Consider the following 18,376-nt stretch of genomic DNA (forward strand, 5'->3'; position numbering starts at 1 on the left):
TCATAAGATAGTATATACTTTTACTGCAAATATCCAGATTTTAAATTAGCCAACAGGAGAGTTTTCAGTGAGCATTAAATGAGTTTCAGGTTACCTCCCGGGTTCTGTTATTAACAGTTGATTCAAAGAAATTAAAACTAGTTTTCCGTTTGTATTTAAAAGTAATAAGATTGACACTTAATTCTACTTACTGATTTAAAAAATAAGATAAACTATGGCATTTGAATAAATCTTTCGATATCTTTGGTTATAACAAACAAGAATAACGATACAACCATGACAATAATAGATAACCCTAAAATACTTATTGCAGAAGACGTTGAATCCAATTTTTTATACCTGAGTGCTGTTTTAAGCAAAATTAAGGCGAAAATTTATTGGGCTAAAAATGGGAAAGAAGCAATTGAAATCTTTAATAAGGAAGAAATTGATTTAGTGTTGATGGATCTTCAAATGCCCGAAATGAATGGCTATGAAGCAACTAAAGTGATGAAAGCAAAACGCCCCGACTTGCCAATTGTAGCGCAAACGGCCTTCGCCATGTCTGATGATCGGGAAAAGGCGCTGGATGCCGGTTGCGACGATTATCTGGCAAAGCCCATCAAATCAAAAGACCTTTTAAACACGGTAGAAAAATACATGCACGTCTAAAACTGGTGCACAAAAATATATCATGAAAACGTTCATTTCTTTTTAGAGGTGAACGTTTTTTTGTAATGCATTCGGCAACTTAAGACTGATGATTTATTACTTTTGCCAATTAATCACTTCATTCGATGGAAAATAAACAGTTTTTGCTTGATCAACGTTATTTGAAGATGGCCACTATTTGGGCTCAAAATTCGTATTGCGAGCGACGCCAGGTTGGTGCACTTTTGGTGAAAGACAAAATGATCATTTCCGATGGCTATAATGGAACGCCGTCTGGCTTCGAAAATATTTGTGAAGACGACAATAATAAGACAAAGCCATATGTACTTCATGCCGAAGCCAATGCAATTACAAAGGTTGCAAAATCCAGTAACAGCAGCGAGGGTGGCACCATGTACGTTACGTCATCTCCTTGCCTCGAATGCGCCAAGCTGATTATTCAAGCCGGAATCAAACGTGTTGTGTTTACCGATAGTTACCGGTTGGAGGATGGCATCAATTTACTAAAGCGAGCTGATATTGAAGTCGTTCAGGTTGTAACGGAAGAATAAACAAAAGTCAATGAATATAAAAAAGACAAATATTTACATGCCGGTTTTAATTGCTGTTTCAGTAATTATTGGTATTGTACTTGGCAATAGTTTGACCAAAATACAGGCTCCGTCATCACAAAATTTCCTTCCTCAGCGAGCCAATAAACTAAGCACCATTGTTGAATTAATAAATGAGGCATATGTTGACTCAGTCTCAACGAACGAGTTGGTTGAAAAGACAATTCCCGAATTGCTGAAAAATTTAGATCCGCATACGGCCTACATTCCTGCAAAAGACATGCAGGAAGTTCATGAAGAGATGCAAGGAAATTTTGGTGGAATCGGTGTACAGTTTTCGATTCACAATGATACCGTGCAAGTGGTTGATGTTGTTTCCGGTGGCCCCTCTTATCAATTGGGCATTTTAGCAGGCGACCGAATTGTGACAGTCAACGATTCAGTCATTGCAGGCGTTAACATCAATAATACAGATGTGTTGAATGTTCTTCGTGGCGAAAAAGGAACCAAAGTAACTGTTGGCGTCAAACGGCGGGGAATCCCCGACTTGATCGATTTTGAAATCACACGCGGCGACATACCAATTTACAGTATTGACGTGAGTTATATGATTGATGACGTAACCGGTTTTGTAAAAGTAAATCGATTTGCCGAAAAAACGCACGATGAGTTTGTTGAAGCAATCGAAAAACTGGCCAATGCAGGAGCACAAAAAATCATTGTTGACTTACGTGGAAATCCTGGAGGTTACCTGATGGCAGTTGTCAACATGGTTAATGAGTTTTTGGACAAAGGAAAGCTAATTGTTTATACCGAAGGAAATTCACAGCCCCGTAAAACCTATAATGCTACAAAGTCCGGTATTGCTTTAGACAAAGAAATCATTGTTTTAATTGATGAATATTCGGCTTCGGCCAGCGAAATTTTTGCAGGAGCTATTCAGGATAATGACCGTGGATTAGTTGTTGGTCGTCGTTCTTTCGGAAAAGGACTGGTGCAAGAGCAAATTCCTTTTCGCGATGGTTCAGCACTCCGGCTAACTGTTGCCCGTTATTATACGCCGAGTGGTCGGTGTATTCAAAAGCCCTATGTTGAAGGCGACCAGCTGGATTATTACCACGACATTATCGACCGAGCCGAGCATGGTGAGTTTCAAGTAGCTGATAGCATTCAATTCGCCGACTCCCTGAAGTATGAAACGACAGGTGGACGTACTGTTTATGGTGGTGGTGGCGTGATGCCCGACTATTTTGTGGCTGCCGATACATCCAGCTATTCCGATTACTATTCGAAGATCACGCAAAAAGCACTGGTTTATCATTTCGCATACCAGTATAGCGATAACAACCGGGAATTATTAAATGAACTTAAAACAGCGAAAGAATTTGATAATTACCTGGATGATGCTAAAATTTTGGATCAGTTTTTAGTGTATGCCAACAAAGAAGGCTTGGAAACCGATCGAAAGGGCCTGGCAAAAAGTGGTGAAATTATTGAAACTCAAATAAAAGCCTACATCGCCCGCAATATTATCGGAGAGGAAGGATTCTTCCCAATTATTAAGGATATCGATGAAACATTGCAACGGGCAATTCAGCTTTCTCAGTCAAAAAAACAACTTAGTCAGTTACTTGCTGTAACAAAATAAAACCTTAACCGTCATAAAGGTGTAACGACCCAAATAAGTATGACGGTTGAAGAATATAACCAAGCAGTAAATCTTTATGCAGATGGAGTTTTTCGATTTGTTTTGAAGAATATCAAAGACCAGGAAAAGGCACGAGATATTGTTCAGGACAGTTTCGAAAAGCTTTGGATGCATAAGCGAACGGTTGATTCAGCCAAAATAAAATCATATTTGTTTTCTACGGCTTACCATCGAACAATTGATGTAATCCGAAAAGATCAGCGTCAAAAACGTTACGATGATCTGCAACTGCAGGATGAAGGGCACAATCAGCAATATTCCGATATTGGCGAAGTGCTGAATCAGGCCATTCGCTTGCTACCGGAAGATCAGCGATCGGTACTGATGTTGCGCGACTATGAAGGTTATTCCTACAAAGAGATTAGCGAATTAACCGCTCTGAATGAATCCCAGGTGAAGGTGTATATTTACCGCGCCCGGGTATTTTTGAAGAATTATATTGGCAAATTAGATGTGCTTGTTTAAACTATGAATATTGACCGCACAAATTACGAGATCTACTTTTTAGATTATCTTGATGGTAACTTACCGGATAATCAGGTTGATGCGTTTTTAGATTTTCTTCATGATAATCCTGATCTTCATGAAGAACTAAAGGCAGTTTCGGCCATTAAAAAGCTGGAGCCCGATTTGACGGTTTTACCAAGAAAAGAAGCTCTGAAAAAAAATGCGCTGACTGAATCTTCAGAATTTGATTATCGGGCAATTGCCCTGATGGAAAACGACTTGAGCGTGGAAGATGAAAAAGCGTTTATTCATGAAATCACCAGCAATCCTGAAAAAGAGCTTTATTTTGACCAATTCCTGAAAACGAAACTTCAAGTTGATCCTAATATTGTTTTTACTGACAAGGAACAGCTTTACAAAAAATCAAACACAAAGGTTTTATTGCTTTGGGCAAGTCGCGTTGCAGCGGTTTTGCTCCTTTCCTTTTCTGTTTATGCTATTTGGAATTATTCAACTACAAATCAACAACCGGTTCAGTTGGCCGAAGAACAACAGCCGGATTTCGAAAAAGAAAAGGTCGTCACTCCGAATCAAGCACCGATTGTTTTGAATGAGTCTGAAAATCAGCAACAAATAGAAGAACGCGAAGTCATTCAACCGATTTCGGTCATTCAACCAACCATCACAACTCCTGTAGACAAGCAATCAAATCAATTAATCGCCATCAGAGAAACCGTTCCTGCAACTTTAAAACCTAAAAGTATTCAGCTTAAACACGACAATCCGCAAGCAATTGCGCTGGTTGAAATGAAGAAGAATCAACAGTCGAATGCACCTGATTACCTGAGTATAGATGAATACCTGACAGAGAGAGTATTGAATAAAGACAAAAATGAATCATTGAGTTTGGGCAATATCTTAACCGCAGGATTAGATGCCGTTTCAAATGTCAGTAATGAACGGGTAGACTACGAAAAAAATGGAAAAGGAAAATTATCCGAAATCAGTTTGAATACCCGGCTGTTCGCTTTTTCAATTCCGCTAAAAAAAGATTAATTCAAGCTGTAACTTTTCCAAATAGCCGCCCGTCCTACTAGCGAGAACAAAGCAAACATGTTTCACAAGGCTTTCAAAAAAAAAAAGGAAGTCGACCAAATCACTTGTAAAAACATATAAATTTGAATACGATGAAACGAGCAGTAACAACAACCCTGTTAATTTTCCTTTTTGCTGTGGCACTAGTTGCACAAGACACCACCAAAGTAGGAAAAGTAGTTGAAGTAAAAGAAGGACCCGGCAGAACTGAAGTGGGATTATTTAGAGACCGGATTTATATTGATGATAATGACGATAACGATACAACACACATACGTTTTGGAAAGCGGAATATTGAGATTATAGAGCGAGAGGGACAAACAAACATTAACATGCACCGTGACCGGTTTTGGGAAGATGAAGATAGGGATAAAGACAACTGGAAACATAACAATTTTGACGGCCACTGGGCTGGTTTTGAACTAGGCGTAAATGGCTTTTACGATACGAATTACCTCGGAGCCGATGAATTCATGGAGCTCAATCAGCCAAAATCGATCGAAGTGAATATTAACTTCTTAGAATATAATATTGCCTTAAAAGAAAATCGGATAGGACTGGTAACTGGCATGGGCTGGTCGATGAACAACTATCGCTTTGACAACCCGCTTACAATAGAAAAAGTGAATGGAATGATTGTGAAAAAAGACCTTGATCCTGACGGATTTGACAAGTCAAAACTGACGGTTTCGTATCTGACCATTCCGCTATTACTCGAATTTCAAGTTCCAGTCAACCGGCGAAGCAATTACCTGTTTATTCAGGGTGGCGTAATTGGTGGCTTAAATATTGGCTCGCACACCAAGTATAAAACCGACCACACCAAGAGCAAAGATCGTGGAAGTTTCAACATCAATCCATTTAAGTATTCACTTGCCGGGCGGATTGGGCTAAAAGATATCAGCGTATTTGCCACTTATAGCCTGTCGACCTTCTTTAAAGAAGATAAAGGACCGGAGCTTTTCCCCTTCTCAATCGGAATTGGCTTGGTTAACTTCTAATTACAATTTTCAGAAAATAGATAAGCCTGCTACCAGCAGGCTTCTTTTTTCAATTTTCATGCTTAACTTTGTTTAAGGAAATAAGTCATGAATCGAGCACGTAAAAAATCCGTCCGCACAAAAGAATCGTTTAAGCGAGTTCCACATGACCCCTACAAAAAGCATCCGATTAGAATGAAACATTTTGCTCTGATATTATCATTAGTAGCTTGCGTATTTTTTGTCAACGCACAATCAACAGATACGTTGCGGGTTAAGCAATCCATGTCACGCCACCAGCCCAATATTATTCAACCACATGGTGTAGTAACGGATGGCTTTAATTACTGGGACGATGAATTCAAAGGTCATTGGTCGGGAATTTATCTGGGCGTAAATGGGTTTACCAATGAAGATTATTCGATGTATCCTGAAGAGGATGCCGATTTTCTAGATGTCAACTTACTGCGATCTACCGTCTTGAATCTAAACCTGGTCCAGTTTTCGAAAAGCTTGCAGCGAACCCGCAATACGATTGGACTGGTAACCGGATTGGGCCTGGAAATTCAAACTTACTTTCTCGATAAAAAAACAAGTATTGAAAAGGGTGGCTATCGCATTGAGCCAATCGAACAGTTTTATGATTCGAAGCAAAAATCCAAGCTCTCGTCGACCTACCTGAGTGTTCCATTATTGGTTGAATTTCAGGTTCCTTTAAAACAATATGGAAATCGAATTTATCTGGCTACCGGAGTGGTTCTTCAAAAGCGATTGAGTTCGCATACAAAAGTGAAGTACCGTGAAAACGGGAAAAAGGAAAAGCTGAAAACTCCGGATGACTTTTATATCCACGATTTTCGTTTTTCGGGCATGGTCAAAATCGGCTACCGCTTTGTCAACTTATATGCAACGCTTGATCTTCAACCATTATTTGTCACCGATAAAGGACCTGAATTATACCCATTTTCAATTGGGGTAGCCTTATTTTCCTTTTAAACCAGGCTGCTGATAAATTTCCTGTTTTATTCTTTTTGATTTTCTTATTTTAGTTGACTTGTTTGAGGTATTGAAATCAATGATGGTTCGAACCATATAAATAGGAATAAACGGATGAAACGAACATGAACTTTTTTAATCAAAAATTCACAAACAAAGATGATTAAAAAAGTTTATGTGAGCGCGGAGCGGTTCCATCCGTTCTCAAATTTAAAGTACGTTTTAAAAAACTTGAAAATTTTAAACGGATGAAATTATTACTTCTTAGCAACTCAACAATGCCCGGAGAACCGTATCTGGGGTATCCAAAAAAGCAGATCCAGCAGTTTTTAGGCAAAAAAAAAGTAAAAGCCTTATTCATTCCCTACGCGGCCGTTAGCTTTTCGTTTGACGACTATGAGCAAAAAGTAAATGAAAGCTTGCAGGAAATAGGCCACGAGGTCGTTGGTATTCATCACTTCAGGAATCCCGTAAAAGCAGTTGAAGAAGCTACAGCCATTGTCATTGGCGGGGGAAATACCTGGCAGCTGGTTCGTATGTTGCACGATCAGGATTTGATGGACCCGATTCGTAAGAAGGTGAAAGCCGGAACACCTTATGTAGGTTGGAGTGCCGGATCGAATGTGGCTTGCCCATCGCTACGCACAACCAACGACATGCCCATTATTGATCCCAAGGGATTTAACACCATCAACCTGGTTTCATTTCAAATTAACCCCCACTACCTCGATGCGAATCCCCAGGGACACGGTGGCGAAACCCGCGAACAGCGGATATCCGAGTTCTTGGAGATCAACCCCAATGTTTACGTAATTGGTTTACGCGAAGGAACCATGCTGAAACTGGAAGACAACAAACTGGAACTGATTGGCGAACGCTCGACCCGTATTTTTATTCAGGGAAAAACACCATACGAGCTAAAGCCCGGCGACGATTTTTCCTTTCTGTTAAAAGAATAGTTAATCATCCTATTTATAACGGCATTTAAAGACGTTGAGGCAAAAAGTTTATACTTTTGTAGCCTTAAAAATCAAATGCCATGGGTTTGTTTAGTAACAGCTATTTTGCACTTTTCCTGATCATTTTAATCGGTTTCATCATTGGCCGGATAAAAATAAAAGGCATATCGCTCGATGTCTCTGCCGTAATTTTTGTCGCCTTGGTTTTCGGACACTTTGGAATCATCATTCCCAAGGACTTTCAATACCTGGGGCTGGTATTATTCATCTTCACCATTGGAATTCAGGCGGGGCCCGGATTTTTTGGCTCGTTTAAAAAGAATGGTCGTGAATTGGCGGTGCTGGCCAGTTTACTAATTTTCACTTCCAGTCTGATCACCTTTGGTATTTTCCATTTTATGGGAATTGATAAAAGCCTGTGTATTGGCTTGCTAACCGGGGCGTTAACCAGCACGCCCGGATTGGCTGCTGCTATCGACACAACCGGTTCACCACTGGCATCTATTGGTTATGGTATTGGCTACCCGTTTGGGGTTATTGGCGTCATTTTGTTTGTCAGCTTATTGCCTCGTTTTCTTCGCGTGAATATCAAGGATGCTGAAGCTCAATACAAAAAGGAAATGTCAGCCGGTTACCCCGAAATCATGCGCAAAAATTTTGTGGTTGAAAATGAAAATGTCGTTGGTAAAACCATTGGCGGACTGCGTATTCGGTTTATGACTAAAGCGGTTGTTTCGCGTGTCATGCACGGAGATACAGCAATTACACCTTCACGGGATACAATGCTGCAAAAAGGAGACGTTATTAAAGCTGTTGGAACCGAAGAAGCCTTGAGCCGTGTTCAGTTGTTGATTGGCCCGGAAACAACGACCGAAATTCCACTGAGCACCCACTATGATGTGCGCTCATTTTTGGTGACCAACAAAGAGATTGTGAATAAAACCCTGGGGCAACTCAATATTCTGAATACCTATAATGCAACAATCACCCGGATTCGTCGTTCGGGAATTAATATTTCACCCAGTCCTTCTTCTAAATTACAATTTGGTGATAAAATTATTGTTGCTTGCCATAAAGAAAGCATGGAGCAGGTCGCCCGTATTTTTGGCGATGACGACCGCCGCTTGTCGGACACCGATTTCTTCCCAATTGCGACCGGAATTATTTTGGGAATCCTGGTTGGTAAGTTAAGCATCAACTTTGGCTCATTCTCCTTTAGCTTAGGACTAACAGGCGGTATTTTACTCACAGCCCTTATTTTAGGACGTACGGGAAAAACCGGCCCTATTATGTGGACAATGACCGGTGCTGCCAATCAACTACTTCGGCAGTTTGGTTTGTTGTTTTTTCTGGCCGCGGTGGGTACCGGAGCCGGATCGAGCCTGGTAGAAACCTTCCAGCAATATGGCGTTGAGCTATTTGTGTATGGAATCATCATCACCTTGGTGCCCATGATTATAACAACCATTATTGCACGCTATGCACTAAAAATGAATATCCTAACCCTGCTGGGGACCTTAACCGGTAGTATGACCAGTACGCCCGGGCTGGCAGCCATCGACGGAATGACCGATACCGATGCTCCGTCAGTAGCTTATGCAACGGTTTACCCAATTGCGATGGTGTTATTAATTGTGTTTGTGCAGATTTTAAGTTTGATTTAGTAGATTCGAATCATGAGCTTTCAAGATATTCAGGTTATCGCTTTTGATGCCGACGACACCCTTTGGGAAAATGAAAACTTCTTTCGTGAAGCGGAACAGCAATTTTGTGAGTTGCTGAAAGCGTATCAACCCCGCGAACAGATCATGGAACAGCTGTTCAAAGTTGAGGTTCAGAACATGGAGATTTATGGCTACGGAATTAAAGCCTTCATCTTGTCGTTGGTTGAAACATCCTTGTTAATTTCGGATAAAAAAGTACGCCCGGAAGAGGTGGAGGCCATAGTCGACATTGGCAAAACCATGCTCAACAAAGACGTTGTTTTATTGGATGGCATTCGCGATGTGCTGGAAGAGCTTGCGCCAAACTATCGGTTGGTATTGGCTACCAAAGGCGATTTACTCGATCAGGAGCGGAAGTTAAAAAAGTCGGGCTTACTCAACTATTTTCATCATATTGAGGTGATGAGCCATAAAAAAGAGACCAATTATCAGGCGCTTTTAAATCACCTGGATATTGAAGCCCGACATTTTATGATGATCGGCAACTCCTTAAAATCGGATGTGCTTCCGGTGATTAACCTGGGCGGAACGGCTGTTCATGTGCCTTATTGTACCACCTGGGTTCTCGAACAAATGAACCCGGAAGACATCAAAAGTGACCGATTTTTTGAACTAAAGGAAATACGTGATGTTTTGACATTGTTCACTAAAGCATAAATGGCCTGAAAATGGAATACCAAGGGAACATACTAAAAATGAGAACCGAGTTGGATGATCCGATTCAATATCAATTGCCTATTGGTGATGAGCTGGTGAATATGAATGCGCTCATTGGCCAACTCATTCAGTTTAATTTTGACGGACAAATCAATTGTATTTCATGCGGCAAGAAAACCAAGACTTCGTTTAGTCAGGGATTTTGCTACAATTGCTATCAAACAGTACCCGAAGCAGGAGCCGATATCATGCGTCCGGAATTGTCGCGAGCGCAATACGGTGTAGCCCGCGATATCAAGTGGGCCGAAGAGCACGACCTGATTGACCACTATGTGTACCTGGCTGTTTCGAGCGAATTAAAAGTCGGTGTTACCCGTCATCATCAGGTGCCAACACGCTGGATAGACCAGGGAGCAAGCCGAGCCATTCGCCTGGCCAAAACACCAAACCGACACATTGCAGGCATCATCGAAGTGTTATTAAAAAAGCACTTTACCGATAAAACCAACTGGCGGGCCATGTTGCAAAATCAGCTTGATGAATCGATTAAACTAGACGAAGAAAAGCAGAAAGCATTGAAGCTGATACCTGCCGAACTGCAGCAATACTTCTCCGACGAAAACGAAATACTTGAGCTTCACTACCCGGTAACGGCTTATCCTGAAAAGGTAAAAAGTATAACTTTCGATAAACAAGCAGAGATTGTTGGTAAACTGATGGGAATTAAAGGACAATATCTTATTTTTGACAAAAATCAGGTGCTGAATATCCGAAAGCACAACGGATACTTTTTAAGGCTTGCTGTTAATTCATAACTGACGGTTCGTTACAGTTGCCAAATTAATAGCTTAAGCACGAAAAGAATTAAAGATTGGTACTAGCCTGTTTTTGAACATGTGTGTAAAACATTTATTTAAACGTTGAAATGGATCAAATGACATCCCCTATTGACCATTTTTTCTTTATTTTAGGGTTTCTAAAAAAACCTGATTGGCAAACAATAAAACTATGGAAATTCAAGATTGGAAAACGATTGGCTTTGGATACCGCAAAACGAACCTGAATGTTCGTTGCTATTATAAAAATGGCGAGTGGGGCGAACTGGAACTGAGCGATTCCGAATACCTTAATATACATATGGCTGCTACGTCGTTGCATTACGGCCAGGAAGCCTTTGAAGGATTGAAAGCCTTTAAAGGGAAAGATGGTAAAGTCCGTGTATTTCGGATGGATGAAAATGCCAAACGCATGCAACACTCGAGCGACGGCATTCTGATGCCTCACGTTCCTATCGAAACCTTTGAGGAAGCCGTTAAACTGGCAGTAAAAAAGAATATCGAATTTGTTCCTCCATACGGAAGCGGTGCCTCCTTATATATTCGTCCGCTGCTGATTGGTGTTGGCCCCGAAATTGGTGTGCGCCCATCGCAGGAGTACTTGTTTATTGTTTTTGTAATGCCCGTGGGACCCTATTTCCCCGAAGGATTCAAACCAACCGACTTGCTGATTATGCGGCAGTTTGATCGTGCGGCACCACTGGGAACCGGGAAATACAAAGTGGGCGGAAACTATGCGGCAAGCTTAACAGCCGGCAAAAAAGCTAAAGCCGAAGGTTATTCTGCCGTACTTTACCTGGATGCCCGCGAAAAGAAATACCTCGACGAATGTGGACCGGCTAACTTTTTCGGAATCAAGAATAATACCTATATCACGCCGAAGTCAGAATCAATTTTGCCTTCAATTACCAACAAAAGCATCATCCAAATTGCCGAAGATATGGGTTTGAAAATAGAGCGCCGGCAAGTGCCTGTTGAAGAGCTGGAAACCTTTGAAGAAGTTGGAGCCTGCGGTACAGCCGCGGTCATTTCTCCAATCAAGCGAGTTTACGATGCCGACGAGGATAAAGAATACCTCTACGGAAATGAGCCCGGTACCTGGAGTACCAAATTATACGAAAAACTTCGGGCCATACAAGATGGCGATGCTCCTGATCCATACGGATGGGTGACTGTTATTGAATAAATTACCTCAACCAAAAATATTGAAAGCCTTGTTTACAACTAGTAAATGAGGCTTTTTTATTGGTACCTGCCAAGTTGCAGACACCAATTTGTAGGTGTAGCAACCAGCGCTCGGCCCAACTTCAATACCTCGGGTGAAGTGGACCACCTCAAGTTCGGTCATCCTAAACTCGATTCAGGATCGGAAGATGCTACCTTTACCCTAAAAAGTGCCTCCTATCTTGTAAAAAATGGACTCCAGAGAGTAGCCCCTACTCCAAACAGGTTTTAGTCCACTCCAGAGAGGTGACAGAGCATTCCAAAGAGGTTTTAGCCTACTTCAATCAGGAAATAGTGGACATGTAATGAGAGTGAGTGTATCTTAAACCTTTTCCCGAGCTTTGAGTTAAGTATATTCATGCACGCACACAAATATGCTTGATTATCTTAGGCTAATTCCAGGTGTCGCAGCGAAAACCAAACAATTGTAAAGACATGAGAGCTATTCAATTTAAGAGCTATGGGTTTCCTGAAAAGGTTCTGGAGATTAAGAAAGTAGCAAAGCCTGTACCGAAGGTAAACGAAGTTCTAATTCGAATTCATGCGACCGCGATTAATGATTATGACTGGAGTTTTGTCAGAGGTAAACCGTATTTATATCGGTTAATGTTTGGCTTATTCAAACCAAAACAGAAAACTCCAGGTATGGAACTAGCGGGCTTAGTTGAAGATATCGGTGTAAATGTTAAGAAGTTCAAAATTGGAGATACAGTCTTTGGTGATCTATCCGAATATGGCTTTGGCACTTTTGCAGAGTATATCAGCATCAATGAAAATTCAGTAATCAGGAAACCTGATGAATTAAGCTTTGTTGAAGCAAGCGCTATTCCACACGCATCGGCTCTTGCCCTTCAGGCTCTTAGAGACCTTGGCGAGATAAAGCAGGGACAGAAAATTTTAATTAATGGCGGCGGCGGTGGTGTTTAAAGGACTGGATATATAAAAGGCACGAATAGTCAGTTCGCGCCAGCGGGGTGTTAATTAAAGTCGCCGGTTTTTACTCTTCGGCTTGGTTTAATGAGGAATGATGTTCATGAACGATTCTCCAACCATTTTCCGTATCGACGAATAACAGTGATATTTGGTCGTTAACGGTGACCAAGTCGTTTTCGAATTTTAACTGAAAATCGGAGTGAAGCGTGACGTTGGCGACGTCTCCATAAACCGCGATCTTCATATCATTCATATCGAATTTCTTGACTTCGGTAACCGAACCAAAAACTCCGCGTTCAAATTCTTCGTTTGCTTTTGCGCCATTGCGAACTTCCCCGTTCTTAAATTCAGTAAACTTGGGGCTGTAGGCGTGAAACGATATGAGCCGGTCAATATCTCCATCTTTTATGCTTTGTGCGATGCTGTCCATGGTCATCCGAACCTCTTCCTTAGCCTCGGTAAATTCGTCATTAATCAGGTCAACTTCCTCTTCCTGCATGGCAACTTGTTGTTCTCTCGGTGTGCATGCTGCAATTAAAGCCGCAAGCATGATCGTTAATAAAAATGTCAAATTTGTTTTCATGATTTTGTATTTAATTAATTGATACTTAATTAATAAAATACGAAATTTTTAGTGAGAATGCAATCCCCAAAACTTGTTGTCGCTTTTATTTCGAACCAATGCCAGTTATTTTCCTTTGGGCTTTTTCTAACGTAGGAGCGGTATTGCCAGTGGTTGTTCTTTTGCAAACGGCAGCGACCAGTTTGTCGGGCTAACTGCCCTTGTTTCTGCAAAACAATACCGGATATGACGATGGCTTTAGCCTGTCACCCGTTTGCCACGCTTCCACACGATTGCACCTTTTCTTCAGCAATACCTTGCGGATTTAAGGCGGAATCAAGGGGGGAGCCGGGATCCAATTGCCGATTGAAACGAATACAAAAAAGGCCGAAATTAGAACTGCAAACGGAAACATGCGGAATCCAGGAAGAATCGCGCGGGAGCAGGGGCACTAGTCAATAAAACAAAAAACTTTACTCGTGCCTGATTGTTCATGAAAAACAGACACTAATTAGCCACTTTTTTGACTCTACTTCTGGGTATCATTATTCTTACTTCGAGATGTGGCAATTTCCTGTAAGAGACTGCTATGTCAGACGTTTGCTCAACTATTTCCATGGTTGTTTTTTCGGGAGTAAACAATTTATTTTTTTGTTACCTACTAAGGAATTAACTTTAAAAGATAATTGGATGAAACGAGCATGTAAAAATATTCACACACAGAAGCATGATTATTTAAAGCGAGTTCCATGTGTTGCAAAAAATAAACAATTACAAACACATGAAACTCCACAACTGACTAGTTATTAAAGGGTGACAATAATTATTAAATGACAGTAAGGTATGCTTAAGATACTTGTAATATTGTTCCTGTTGTGTTCCACTTTGGTGAATGCACAAACTGCTACCGATGCCGTTGATTATAGTTTTAAGCGTGGGTTCTATACAAATAGCTTTCAACTTGAATTATCGAGCGAGACACCGGAAGCCACAATTCGTTATACACTGGATGGGAGTAAACCTTCCGCTACAAACGGGCAAATTTATTCCGGACCGATAACCATCATTGAAACAACAATGGTCCGGACTTATGCTTATGCATCGAATTATGAGGATTCAAAAATTAAAACCCACACGTTCATTTTCCCGGAGCAGGTGAAGCATCAAAAAAACACCATGCTGGAAGACTATGGTTTTGACTATTCGCCAGAAGAAACCGGGAAAGTGTTCTGGACGGAAGAGATGGACCCGGAAATTGTTAATTCGCCTGAATACGGGAATCAAATTATCGAAGGGTTGAAAGACATTCCTACCTTGTCGATTGTGATGAAAAAAGAAGATTTGTGGGGTGAAAACGGCATTCATTGGGGATCCAAATTGACCAGTAGAGGTGATTATTTTGAACGGGAATGTTCGATTGAAATGATTTATCCGGAAGGATACAAGGGAGACAAATATAAAAACTGGCAGGAGGACTGCGGAATTAAAATACAGGGCGGCGGCGGTCGGTGGGACCAAGGCACTTACGATCACAAGCAATCGTTTACCCTGAATTTTAAAAAAACCTATGGTGCCGGTAAATTAAAGAACGAAATATTTGCGGATGCACCCCATGGAAGTGAAACAGCCTGTGGCAAATACGATAAAATCGTCCTGCGGTCGGGTCACAACAAGGGGTGGGGCTCCACCTGGGATCGTGAAAAAACGGTTTACACCCGTGACCAGTTAGGACGGGATTTACAAATATTGATGTCTGGTTTCGGGTCACACGGCACCTTTGTCCACCTTTACCTTAACGGCAAATACTGGGGCTTGTATAATCCGTGTGAACGACCGGATGACAACTTTTTAGCCAATAATCTGGGCGGCGAAAACGAGAACTATTTTTCTGCAAAAGGGAAAGAGCCTAACGCAAGCGATGACCGGTCTGGTGAGCCGGGGCAAAGTAAATCACGTTTTTTTGAAGCGACTTCGAAAGATTATAGTCAAATGTCCTACGCTGAAATGAAAAACTGGGTCATGATCGATCAAAGCATCGCCTGTTTCCTGGTATATGGCTATGCCAATCCCGGCGATGGTCCCCAGTATTATTATGGGAACAGTAATAATCCGGCCGGGCCGGTGGTCTGGATTCCCTGGGATTTAGAGGATTCTTTTGACGGAGGAAGCAGAAGGACCGGAGCGCCGAGCGTGTCTAATATGATCAAATCTCTAAATACCGGCGATAATGGGTTCCAGGCATTCTGGACGAGTGTCGATTTCAGAATGCGTTTTAATGATTTGGTCTATCAATATTTTTTTAACGACGGCGTGTTGACAGACGATCGTGTCATTGCCTATTGGGATAATCTTACCAATTATATCTATAAAGCTATTGTTTGCGAATCGGCCCGATGGGGTGATGAGCGGAGCTCTGACCCAATGGATCGGGATCATGAATGGGACGCAGCCCGGCTGGCTGTTAGAAATGATTTAAGAGGACGAGGAGAAGATTTTGTTTCAAAGTTGCAGGAGAGTGGGTATTATTCTTATTTACAACCACCAAAATATTTTGTAGAAGGTGTTGAAGTACGTTCAGATAGTTTGAATGTCGGGAAAAACACAAGACTGGGCATTCAACTTGACGGGGCTGAGGGAGTTGTTTATTACACGATTGATGGTTCCGATCCACGAACGTGGGACTTGACGGCTTCCGCTTCAGCCAGTGCGATATCCAATCAAAGTATGACCATAGATAAGAATACAACCGTTAAGGCCAGAACAAAAAATGGCAGTGAATGGAGTCCTTTACATGAGATCCATATTGTCCCGACCAGCAACAACATCAGTGTTGAAATATCTCTGGGTAATACAACTGACAACATTGCTCTAAATGATGCCGGAAAGTTACGCGTATATCCTAACCCGGTAACGGATCGGCTGTTTTTGTCTAGCGAGAGCGAATTTCAAGTCTTTTCATCAACGGGAGTTCTATTGTTGGAAGGAAAGGGAGATGAAATTCAGATGTCAAATTTTCAAGATGGCTTGTACTTGATCAAAGTAAATACCGAGGTCTATAAAATATTAAAAATGAATTAAAGATAGATAAAGAACTCATTCGTTTAGGATTGTGGAAACATAGGATGATCCTTGATGTAGAGAATTTACATTATTTCACAAATCTAAACCGTGTATCTGTTCGACAAGAAATTACCCGTTTAGAGCATAATCAAAAATCATCTAAAGAAATAAAGACATTAAATTTCAAATTACAACAGGACTTTTTTAACGTATTTGGCAAACCACTACCCCTTCTCTAAGCGCACGCGGCGACAAGTGGCTCGTGGCTAGTCGTTTGTAATAACAATAAACGAACCTATTGCGCTGAGAAGCATTTCTTAGTATTGTACAATCAAAAAAAATCTGCTGATAACTATTTCATTACCGATCGCCGAGAGACTATACCCGAGAGAAAGGATTTGTACCAACTCAAAGCAACATGGTAAATCAGCTACACACTCAGGACAGTGAATATTAAACAGTTGTGTTCATGAAACTGGGGCAACCGTTGTTTTGAATGAAATTAAACTATCGGTAATCGCATAATGCATCGTTCAAATTCACGAAACAGAGGGCTGTTCACACAATTAAATAGCGTTATTTTTCGCTTTGAAAGCTGATTATGAACCTTTACAAATTGCCCCTGTTTTTATAACATAACGCCGTGCAATCGCATGCACAAACCATAGGAAACAGGCATCAAAATGAACTTCAAAAAAAGAAATAGACGCAAAAAGAGTTGGGACAAATCCGATGAGGACTCCAAAACTAAGTTCATAAATAGTAAGAGTCAACGGAGGGGAAAACGTGGAGTTACAAAAAGCGCAATAGTAAAAGGAGCAGAAAATCGTCTTAAAAAATTCAGACAATCTACCATTTTGGCGGTTGCCGTTACAGGTTTTATACTTCTCCTGTTTTCAGGAGGTGATCTGGCATCCATGGAAGAACAAGCGCTTGCCAGCCAACCCGACACCACTGAAACTTTATCAACTGAGGTGGTAAAAAACTCCAGCACCCAAACCGAAAAAGCAGCAGACGAAGCCATTGGGGCAATTCAGAATATGTGGAACAGCTTTATCGTAAACCTTCCAAAAATACTGATTGTCATCATCTGTCTAATACTGGCATGGTTGCTCATCCGGTTTATAAAAGCGATTTTGCGCCGATCATTCAGAGGATTAAAAAATATTGAGGGAATTACTACTCTTGTTTCCATTGCTATTTGGGTATTGGCCATTGGTGTGGTTTTTAGTATTGTGGCAGGAGATATTCGCGCACTTATCGGTTCATTCGGTCTTATTGGCCTAGCTTTATCTTGGGCTTTGCAAACTCCAATTGAAAGTTTTACGGGTTGGTTGCTCAACACCTTTCGCAGATATTACAAAGTGGGTGATCGAATTCGGGTGGGCGATGTTTTTGGCGATGTGTATCGGATTGATTTCCTTTCGACCACAGTATGGGAAATTGGCTCACCTTATCAACCGGGCTTTGTAAGCGCGGAACAGTCAACCGGGCGACTTGTAACCTTCCCAAATAATGAAATTCTGACCGGAACTGTTATTAATCTCACCGGCGATTTTCCTTTTGTATGGGACGAACTGGATGTGGTTATAGCCAACGAATCGGATATTCCGTTTGCCATAGAAGTGCTCGATAAAACAGCTAACGACGTGATCGGAAAATATATGCGCGAACCGGCCAAACGTTATTCTAATATTTTGTATAAAGCAGGCCTAAATGAAGAAGTGTCCGAAAAGCCGGAAATATTTGTTGCGGCAAGTGATTCATGGACCAACATAATTGTCCGCTATTTGGTTGGCGCACGCGAACGGAGAAAATGGAAAACTGATCTTCTGCTAAAAATTACTGCTGAAATCAACAAGGCAGAATACAAAAACAAAATTATCCCTGTTTATCCTCGGCAGCAAATCCAACTTATTGATACCGATGGTATTCCAGTGGGTCAAGGGAAAACGTGAGCAGGAATACTCTTTTCTTAATGGCAAAAGAGAAA

Annotated in this window: 16 protein-coding genes; 15 read left to right on the plus strand and 1 reads right to left on the minus strand. The window is 41.2% G+C overall.

What is annotated here, in order from left to right; all coding sequences use genetic code 11:
- Positions 1–276 precede the first annotated feature (276 nt).
- From GR929_RS10855 to GR929_RS10915, 13 genes are all read left to right on the plus strand, one after another.
- Complete coding sequence (locus tag GR929_RS10855) at positions 277–651, plus strand: response regulator (protein WP_159519656.1); 375 nt, start codon at positions 277–279, stop codon at positions 649–651.
- A 125-nt stretch (positions 652–776) separates the two neighbouring features.
- Entirely contained in the window at positions 777–1,202 is a 426-nt protein-coding gene (locus tag GR929_RS10860) for a deoxycytidylate deaminase (RefSeq protein ID WP_159519658.1), read from the plus strand.
- A 10-nt stretch (positions 1,203–1,212) separates the two neighbouring features.
- Complete coding sequence (locus GR929_RS10865; protein WP_159519660.1) at positions 1,213–2,850, plus strand: S41 family peptidase; 1,638 nt, start codon at positions 1,213–1,215, stop codon at positions 2,848–2,850.
- A gap of 39 nt (positions 2,851–2,889) precedes the next feature.
- Positions 2,890–3,375: an RNA polymerase sigma factor gene (locus GR929_RS10870; protein WP_159519662.1), complete on the plus strand. Its 486-nt coding sequence runs from the start codon at positions 2,890–2,892 to the stop codon at positions 3,373–3,375.
- Positions 3,376–3,378: 3 nt separating this feature from the next.
- Positions 3,379–4,413 (plus strand): hypothetical protein, encoded by a 1,035-nt coding sequence (locus GR929_RS10875; protein WP_159519664.1) that lies wholly within the window; start codon positions 3,379–3,381, stop codon positions 4,411–4,413.
- A gap of 131 nt (positions 4,414–4,544) precedes the next feature.
- Complete coding sequence (locus tag GR929_RS10880) at positions 4,545–5,453, plus strand: outer membrane beta-barrel protein (protein ID WP_159519666.1); 909 nt, start codon at positions 4,545–4,547, stop codon at positions 5,451–5,453.
- Positions 5,454–5,627: 174 nt separating this feature from the next.
- Positions 5,628–6,428, plus strand: coding sequence for an outer membrane beta-barrel protein (locus GR929_RS10885; RefSeq protein ID WP_159519668.1), 801 nt, complete (start codon positions 5,628–5,630; stop codon positions 6,426–6,428).
- A gap of 248 nt (positions 6,429–6,676) precedes the next feature.
- Positions 6,677–7,387 carry a dipeptidase PepE gene (gene pepE, locus GR929_RS10890; protein ID WP_159519670.1) on the plus strand — a complete coding sequence of 237 codons (711 nt, stop codon included), beginning with the start codon at positions 6,677–6,679 and terminating at the stop codon, positions 7,385–7,387.
- An 80-nt stretch (positions 7,388–7,467) separates the two neighbouring features.
- Positions 7,468–9,051 carry an aspartate:alanine exchanger family transporter gene (locus GR929_RS10895; protein WP_159519672.1) on the plus strand — a complete coding sequence of 528 codons (1,584 nt, stop codon included), beginning with the start codon at positions 7,468–7,470 and terminating at the stop codon, positions 9,049–9,051.
- Positions 9,052–9,063: 12 nt separating this feature from the next.
- A complete protein-coding gene (locus GR929_RS10900; RefSeq protein WP_159519674.1) occupies positions 9,064–9,768 on the plus strand; it encodes an HAD family hydrolase in 705 nt (234 codons plus the stop codon).
- Positions 9,769–9,779: 11 nt separating this feature from the next.
- Positions 9,780–10,583 carry a DUF2797 domain-containing protein gene (locus GR929_RS10905; RefSeq protein ID WP_159519676.1) on the plus strand — a complete coding sequence of 268 codons (804 nt, stop codon included), beginning with the start codon at positions 9,780–9,782 and terminating at the stop codon, positions 10,581–10,583.
- 193 nt (positions 10,584–10,776) lie between these two features.
- Complete coding sequence (locus GR929_RS10910; RefSeq protein WP_159519678.1) at positions 10,777–11,790, plus strand: branched-chain amino acid aminotransferase; 1,014 nt, start codon at positions 10,777–10,779, stop codon at positions 11,788–11,790.
- 473 nt (positions 11,791–12,263) lie between these two features.
- Entirely contained in the window at positions 12,264–12,755 is a 492-nt protein-coding gene (locus tag GR929_RS10915) for an NAD(P)-dependent alcohol dehydrogenase (protein ID WP_159519680.1), read from the plus strand.
- A gap of 70 nt (positions 12,756–12,825) precedes the next feature.
- Here the strand turns inward: GR929_RS10915 and GR929_RS10920 are convergent, their stop codons facing one another.
- Positions 12,826–13,344 carry a YybH family protein gene (locus GR929_RS10920; protein WP_159519682.1) on the minus strand — a complete coding sequence of 173 codons (519 nt, stop codon included), beginning with the start codon at positions 13,342–13,344 and terminating at the stop codon, positions 12,826–12,828.
- A gap of 822 nt (positions 13,345–14,166) precedes the next feature.
- On the opposite strand from GR929_RS10920, the gene GR929_RS10925 reads away from it, so the two are divergent.
- Together GR929_RS10925 and GR929_RS10930 are read left to right on the plus strand one after the other, a co-directional pair.
- Positions 14,167–16,401, plus strand: a complete 2,235-nt coding sequence (locus tag GR929_RS10925; protein ID WP_159519684.1) for an FN3 associated domain-containing protein — start codon at positions 14,167–14,169, stop codon at positions 16,399–16,401.
- Between the two features lie 665 nt (positions 16,402–17,066).
- Entirely contained in the window at positions 17,067–18,341 is a 1,275-nt protein-coding gene (locus GR929_RS10930; RefSeq protein ID WP_159519686.1) for a mechanosensitive ion channel family protein, read from the plus strand.
- The last annotated feature ends 35 nt before the right edge of the window (positions 18,342–18,376 follow it).

Origin of the sequence: Sunxiuqinia indica (assembly GCF_009847015.1) — a bacterium.
Taxonomy (GTDB): Bacteria; Bacteroidota; Bacteroidia; order Bacteroidales; family Prolixibacteraceae; genus Sunxiuqinia; species Sunxiuqinia indica.

Excerpts from the sequence above, each read along its gene's own strand:
- GR929_RS10915 (WP_159519680.1), top strand. The coding sequence starts at position 12,264 with ATGAGAGCTATTCAATTTAAGAGCTATGGGTTTCCTGAAAAGGTTCTG.
- GR929_RS10905 (WP_159519676.1), top strand. The coding sequence starts at position 9,780 with ATGGAATACCAAGGGAACATACTAAAAATGAGAACCGAGTTGGATGAT.
- GR929_RS10925 (WP_159519684.1), top strand. The coding sequence starts at position 14,167 with ATGCTTAAGATACTTGTAATATTGTTCCTGTTGTGTTCCACTTTGGTG.
- GR929_RS10865 (WP_159519660.1), top strand. The coding sequence starts at position 1,213 with ATGAATATAAAAAAGACAAATATTTACATGCCGGTTTTAATTGCTGTT.
- GR929_RS10875 (WP_159519664.1), top strand. The coding sequence starts at position 3,379 with ATGAATATTGACCGCACAAATTACGAGATCTACTTTTTAGATTATCTT.
- GR929_RS10895 (WP_159519672.1), top strand. The coding sequence starts at position 7,468 with ATGGGTTTGTTTAGTAACAGCTATTTTGCACTTTTCCTGATCATTTTA.
- GR929_RS10885 (WP_159519668.1), top strand. The coding sequence starts at position 5,628 with ATGAAACATTTTGCTCTGATATTATCATTAGTAGCTTGCGTATTTTTT.
- GR929_RS10910 (WP_159519678.1), top strand. The coding sequence starts at position 10,777 with ATGGAAATTCAAGATTGGAAAACGATTGGCTTTGGATACCGCAAAACG.
- GR929_RS10860 (WP_159519658.1), top strand. The coding sequence starts at position 777 with ATGGAAAATAAACAGTTTTTGCTTGATCAACGTTATTTGAAGATGGCC.
- GR929_RS10930 (WP_159519686.1), top strand. The coding sequence starts at position 17,067 with ATGAACTTCAAAAAAAGAAATAGACGCAAAAAGAGTTGGGACAAATCC.
- GR929_RS10900 (WP_159519674.1), top strand. The coding sequence starts at position 9,064 with ATGAGCTTTCAAGATATTCAGGTTATCGCTTTTGATGCCGACGACACC.
- GR929_RS10880 (WP_159519666.1), top strand. The coding sequence starts at position 4,545 with ATGAAACGAGCAGTAACAACAACCCTGTTAATTTTCCTTTTTGCTGTG.
- GR929_RS10855 (WP_159519656.1), top strand. The coding sequence starts at position 277 with ATGACAATAATAGATAACCCTAAAATACTTATTGCAGAAGACGTTGAA.
- GR929_RS10920 (WP_159519682.1), bottom strand. The coding sequence starts at position 13,344 with ATGAAAACAAATTTGACATTTTTATTAACGATCATGCTTGCGGCTTTA.
- GR929_RS10870 (WP_159519662.1), top strand. The coding sequence starts at position 2,890 with ATGACGGTTGAAGAATATAACCAAGCAGTAAATCTTTATGCAGATGGA.
- pepE (WP_159519670.1), top strand. The coding sequence starts at position 6,677 with ATGAAATTATTACTTCTTAGCAACTCAACAATGCCCGGAGAACCGTAT.